The organism is Streptomyces sp. MB09-02B, from assembly GCF_033794485.1.
Taxonomy (GTDB): domain Bacteria; phylum Actinomycetota; class Actinomycetes; order Streptomycetales; family Streptomycetaceae; genus Streptomyces.
On record NZ_JARGEE010000545.1, the window covers coordinates 1 to 5,184 of the forward strand.

Annotated in this window: 3 protein-coding genes and 1 pseudogene; all 4 read right to left on the reverse strand. The window is 74.2% G+C overall.

What is annotated here, in order from left to right; translation table 11 throughout:
• Positions 1 to 256 (reverse strand): annotated as a pseudogene (locus P1P70_RS40195) (hypothetical protein); the annotation flags it as partial.
• A 201-nt stretch (positions 257 to 457) separates the two neighbouring features.
• Positions 458 to 1,576 carry an ABC transporter permease gene (locus tag P1P70_RS40200; RefSeq protein ID WP_319246779.1) on the reverse strand — a complete coding sequence of 373 codons (1,119 nt, stop codon included), beginning with the start codon at positions 1,574 to 1,576 and terminating at the stop codon, positions 458 to 460.
• Positions 1,573 to 3,156, reverse strand: coding sequence for a sugar ABC transporter ATP-binding protein (locus tag P1P70_RS40205; RefSeq protein WP_319246780.1), 1,584 nt, complete (start codon positions 3,154 to 3,156; stop codon positions 1,573 to 1,575). The genes P1P70_RS40200 and P1P70_RS40205 overlap by 4 nt, the downstream gene beginning before the upstream one ends.
• Before the next feature lie 196 nt (positions 3,157 to 3,352).
• The coding region (locus P1P70_RS40210) for a SpoIIE family protein phosphatase (RefSeq protein ID WP_319246782.1) at positions 3,353 to 5,184 on the reverse strand (1,832 nt) is incomplete at its 5' end.

The following is a 5,184-nucleotide window of genomic DNA, read 5'->3' on the forward strand; positions in this document are numbered from 1 at the left end:
ACCCGGGGCCGGGGTCGGGGTCGTAGGCGGTCTGCGGCCCGGGGCCTTGACCGGGGCCGGGGTCCTGAGCGCGGCCCCGGGTGTTGACGGAGGCCTGCGGGCCCGGGGTCCGCAGCCGAGGGTCTTGACCGGGGCCGAGGTCTTGACCGAGACCCACAACCCAGGTCCTGACCGAGGCCCGCCGCGCAGTGAGCACGCGCAGGGCGAGGGCCGAGGCCGGGGTCTCGACCGAGGTCTGCGGCCGGGGGTCCTGCACCAGGCCAGCAGCCAAAAGTCCTGACGGCGGCCCGCAGCCCAGGGCCCCGCCCCAGTCCGCAGCCCGGAAGTTGCGGGCCGGGGAGTCGCGGCCGCGGCCGCAGAGGTGTCGTCGGGGCCAGTGGTTGCGTGGGCGGCTGGGACGAGCGGCCGGTGGGACGGCCGGCTCGCTCATGGGCCTCGGTTCTCCGAGACGGCTCAGTCATGGGCGGCCTCCGTCCTTCGGGGCGCCGTCCGGCGCCGGTGTGGACGGTGCGTCCGGTGGTGTGGCGCGGGCCGCGAGGACGCCGGTGCGCATACGGCGGCGGGCGGCGTACCCGGCCAGGCCTACGGCGAGGAGCAGGGTGCCGCCGTGGAAGAGCGGCACGGTCCAGAAGTCGGCGCCCATCTGGGCGATGCCCGTGAGGCCGACGGCGAGGACCGCGACGGCCACGAGGGTGCCCAGGGCGTTGGGGCGGCCCGGTCTGATCGCGGTGGAGCCGAGGAGGGCTCCGACGAAGGCGGGCAGCAGATAGTCGAGGCCGACACTCGGATTGCCGATCTGCTGCTGGGCCGCGAGCAGCACGCCCGCGAGGCCGACGATCAGGCCGGACGTGGCGAAGGCGCAGACGGTGTAGGTGCGGACGGGGATGCCCACGAGGTCGGCGGCGCGCGGGTTCGACCCGACGACGTACAGGTACCGGCCGATCGGCAGCCGCTCCAGCACCAGCCAGAGGGCGACGGCGAGGGCCAGCACGTAGAAGGCGGGGACCGGGAGGCCGAGGAAGGTGGAGGTGTAGAGGTCGGTGAAGGCGGGTGGGAGACCTTGGGGGCCCGGGACGATCCGGCCGCCGTCGGTGATCCAGCCGGTGACGGCGTACATCATGCTGCCGGTGCCCAGGGTGGCGATGAAGGAGTCGATCCGGCCGAACTCCACGATGACCCCGTTGAGAACGCCGACGACCGTCCCTCCGACGGTCACGGCGAGGCAGGCGAGCGGCCAGGGCCAGTCGGCCTCGACGATGAGGTACAGCACCATGACGTGTGCCAGTCCGAGGCCGTAGCCGATGGAGAGGTCGAACGCGCCGGTCACGATGGGGACCATGGCGGCCAGCGCGAGGACGGCCGGGATCGACTGGGTGGAGAGGATCGCGTCGAGGGTGTCCAGGGTGGGGAAGGTGCGCGGCAGGGTCAGGGAGAAGACCAGGACCAGCAGGACCGTGAGGACGAGGAGACCGTAGGCACCGACGAGGTGCCCGCCGGGGCCGCCTCGGGCGCCGAGCCGGTGCGTCGGGCGCGGGCGGCGCGGGCGCGGTGCGGGCGGGGAGGGCGGCGCGGTCACGGGTGCGTCGCGGTGCCGGAGGGGGGCATGGCCGAGGCCGCCCGGGTCAGGCCCGCGACCGTGAGTGCCGGGCCGCTCAGCTCGGCCGTCACCACGCCCCGGACGAAGACCAGGGCGCGCCCGCACACGCCCGCCACCTCCTCGAAGTCGGTGGAGACGAGGAGGACCGCGAGGCCTTCGGCCCGTGCTTCGTCGAGGAGGCGGTGGATCGCGGCCTTGGCACCGACGTCGACGCTCGCCGTCGGTTCCTCCAGGACCAGCAGCCGCAGTCCGGTCCGGAGCCAGCGGCCGATCATGACCTTCTGCTGGTTCCCGCCGGACAGGGTGGTGATGGTCGACTCGGTGTCACGGGGCCGCACCGAGAACCGTTCGGTCAGGGCGGCGGCCAGGGCGCGTTCCCTGCGCGGGGCGATCCAGCGCGGTGTGGGCCCGTCCCCGGCACGGGGGTTGGCCAGCAGGTTCTCCCGTACGGTCAGTTCCGGCAGGCAGCCCTCCCGCTGGCGGTCGCCGGGGACGAGGGCGACACCACGGGCGACGGCGTCGGTGACGGTTCGGGGGCGGTAGGGGCTGCCGTCGAGCAGGGCCTGTCCGCCGAGGAGGGGGCGGGCCCCCGCGAGGGCTCGGCCGAGTTCCGTGTGTCCGGCGCCCGAGAGGCCGACCAGAGCCAGAGCCTCCCCGGCACGCAGTTCCAGGTCGACCGGCCCGGCGCCGGATGTCCGTACGCCGTCGAGGGCGAGCACCGCCGGGGCCGTTGACGCCACCGGGGCTCGGCCGGGTGGCGGAGCGGCGGGCGGTGCGGGGGCGGTGCGCGGGCCCGCCGGTTCCTCACCGGTGATGTCACGCACCAGTCGCAGGGGGCTGTGGCCCGCCGTCGAGCCCTGGCTGACGAGACGTCCGTCGCGCAGGACGGCGAAGGTGTCGGCGACCTCGTACACCTCGTCGAGGCGGTGGCTGACGTAGAGGATGCCGTGGCCCCGGTCGCGCAGGGCGCGCAGGACGCGGAAGAGGCGGGCGCAGTCCGCGGCGGGGAGGCGGGCGGTCGGCTCGTCGAGCACGATGAGTCGCGCCCGGGTGGCCAGGGCGCGGGCGATGGCGACCAGCGACCGTTCGGCGGGGGCGAGGCGGGCGACCGGCGCGTCGGGATCGGCGGGGCCGCCGACGAGCGACAGGGCCTCGGTGCAGCCCTCCCGGGTGCGCCGCCAGGAGATCAGTCCGGCGCGGCGCGCGTACCCGGTGCTCAGAGCGATGTTCTCGGCGACCGTCATCCACTCCACGAGTCCGAGGTCCTGGTGGATGAAGGACATGCTGGGGGAGGTGGCGTGGCTGCCGAGCGGATGTCCGTCCACGGTGATCGACCCTGAGTCGGCGTGGTGGACACCGGCGAGGATCTTGATGAGGGTGGATTTCCCGGCTCCGTTGGGGCCGAGGAGCGCGAGCACGCTGCCCGCGTGGACGTCGAGGTCGACCCCGGCCAGCGCGAGGGTTCCGCCGAAACGTTTCGTGAGTCCGCGGACACGCACCAGCGGCTCCGCCCCGCTGGGCGGGGTCGGCTGCGCAGAGGTGTCGTGAGCGTCGTGCACGGACAGCTCCGGGGGTCGGCCTGGCGAGTTCTTCCCGACTTCGACTTGCGCCAGCGATGCTAACCGCCCTTTTCACTTAATTCGCGCCTTTCGTCTCATTGGCGGCATCGGTGGCGGCATCTCGACACCGCCGCCGACCCCAACGGGTCAGCGAGCGGCCCGCTCCGTCGGCCCGGCGGGTGCTCCGCCCCTCGCCTCAGCCGCTGTCGAGCCCGCACTCGGCCCAGATGACCTTGCCCTCCGCCGTGTAGCGCGTGCCCCAGCTCTGCGAGAGCTGGGCGACGAGGAACAGACCGCGTCCGCCCTCGTCGGTGGTGGCCGCCCGGCGCAGGTGCGGGGCGGTACTGCTGGTGTCGGCGACCTCGCAGATCAGGGAGCGGTCCCGGAGCAGCCGTACGCGGATGGGCCCGCCACCGTGCCGGATCGCGTTGGTGATCAGCTCGCTGAGCACCAGTTCGGCGGCGAACGCGGCCTCCTCGAGGCCCCACTCGGACAGTTGCCGCAGGGCCGCCGCGCGGACCTCGCTCACGCGGGCCGGGTCGGCGGGCAGCTCCCAGGTGGCGACACGGCCCGGGTCGAAGGCGTGGGTACGGGCGACGAGCAGGGCGATGTCGTCGCCGGGGTGAGGGGAGGCGACGGCGTCCAGGACCAACCGGCAGGTCTCCTCCGGGGTGTGCTCGGGGTGGGCCAGGGCCTCGCGCAGCTGGTCGAGGACCACGTCGACGTCGCGTTCACGGTCCTCGATGAGGCCGTCGGTGTAGAGGACCAGGGTGCTGCCCTCGGGCAGATGGACTTCGACGGCCTCGAAGGGCAGGCCTCCCAGGCCGAGCGGAGGTCCGGCGGGAAGTTCGGGGAAGGACACGGTGCCGTCGGGCTGGACCAGGGCGGGCGGCGGATGGCCGGCGCGGGCCAGGCTGCACTGCTGCGAGGTCGGGTCGTAGACGGCGTACAGACAGGTCGCGCCGATGATGCCGCCGCCGTCGGAGACGGGGTCCTCGCGATCCAGTCGCCCCACGAGGTTGTCGAGGTGGGTGAGGACTTCGTCGGGCGGGAAGTCGAGTTCGGCGAAGCTGCGGGCGGCCGTGCGGACTCGGCCCATGGTGGCGGCGGACAGCAGGCCGTGGCCGACGACGTCGCCGACGAAGAGGCCGATCCTGGTCCCGGAGAGCGGGATGACGTCGTACCAGTCGCCACCCACGTCGGACTCGGCGGGCAGGTACCGGTGGGCGACCTCCACGGAGTCCCGGTCGGGCAGTCCTTGCGGGAGCAGGCTGCGCTGCAGGGCCAGCACCATGGTGCGTTCGCGGGTGTAGCGCCGGGCGTTGTCGATGGACAGGGCGGCTCGGGTGGCGAGTTCCTGGGCCAGTGAGCGGTCGTCGTCACCGAAGGGGGCGGGGTCCTGGGCCCGGTAGAAGGCGGCGACGCCCAGGACGACACCTCGGGCGACCAGGGGCACGGCGATGAGGGAGTGGACGTGGCTCAGCAGCCGCTCGGTGTGCTCGGGGTCCTGCGCGAGCCAGCCCGCCGCCGTCCTCAGGTCCGGTTCCAGCACGGCCTCGCCGCCGGTCAGAGCGCGCAACTGCGGGACGCTCGGGCCGTAGTCGACCTGTTTGCCGACCGGGCTGAAGGGGAGGTCGTCGCGGATGCCGTGGACCACCGTGCGCCGCAGGTCGCTGCGGGGGTCAGCGGCCTCCTCGCCCCGTAGCACGGGCTCGGCCAGGTCGATGGTGACGAAGTCGGCGAGGCGCGGGACCGCCGTCTCGGCGAGTTCCTGGGCGGTGCGGCGCACGTCCAGGGTGGTGCCGATCCGGGCGCTGGCCTCGGACAGCAGCTCCAGCCGGTGGCGCGCGGCCAGGGCGTAGCCACCGACGTGGGGCTCGCCCACCATCAGGAGCCCCCGCTCCGACGCCATGGAGCCGGAACGGTCGCCCGGAAAGGCGTCGGCGGTGGGCGGGGCGACGGGGGCGGGCGGCAGGCCGTCGGCGGTGGGAGGAGGGCCCTCCTCCCACCGCCGACGGCCTGCCGCCC